We start from the raw sequence: 836 nt of genomic DNA, 5'->3' as shown, positions 1-836 counted from the left end.
GTAGAGAAAGACGAAGACCACGTACTTTACGAATCACACCTACGTGACTTTAGTTTCAGCGATAAGCTCGGCACAGCTAGCCTAAATGGCAAGTACCTCGCTCTTACAGAAGCCGATCGTGAGTCGGTCAAACACCTACAAGCTCTCCAAGAAGCAGGTTTAACTACGCTGCATATCTTACCAGCATTTGATATCGCTACCGTCGATGAAGATGCCGCGAGCCGTGTTGATATCACCGACACCGTAGGAAAACTGTGTGATGTAAAACCGACAGCTACCTTATGTGGAAGCGAAGACGAAAACAAAGTCATCGAAGACGTACTCGATGGTTATGACCCTTCAACGGGTGACGCACAAGCATTAATGAATGACCTTCGTATGCTTGATAGCTTCAACTGGGGCTACGACCCATTCCATTACACAGTTCCTGAGGGAAGTTACGCGACCGATCCTAATGGTTCTCAGCGTATTCTCGAATTCCGTGAAATGGTGAAAGCGACACACGACATGGATCTTAAGCTGATCATGGACGTGGTATACAACCATACCAATGCGTCTGGTGTGAACGATAAGTCAGTGCTAGACAAAATTGTCCCAGGATACTACCACCGTCTGAATGTGAACACGGGTGGCGTTGAGAACTCGACTTGTTGTGACAACACTGCGACCGAAAACCTGATGATGGGTAAATTGATGGTCGACTCACTCAAGGTATGGGCTGACGACTACAAAGTGGATGGCTTCCGTTTTGACTTAATGGGCCACCAGCCAAAAGACGTAATGGTCGAAGCATTGGAAGAAGTGCGCCAAATCGACCCGAACACCCTGTTCTACGG

Annotated in this window: 1 pseudogene; it reads left to right on the top strand. The window is 47.8% G+C overall.

Annotated elements, in window-relative coordinates:
• Positions 1-836: pseudogene (locus AB4486_RS27380) on the top strand (DUF3372 domain-containing protein); the annotation flags it as partial.

This window comes from Vibrio sp. 10N.222.55.C6, from assembly GCF_041473395.1.
GTDB lineage: Bacteria > Pseudomonadota > Gammaproteobacteria > Enterobacterales > Vibrionaceae > Vibrio > Vibrio crassostreae_C.
Note: the sequence above shows the minus strand (reverse complement) of the source record. Positions and strands in the feature narration are given on the sequence as shown.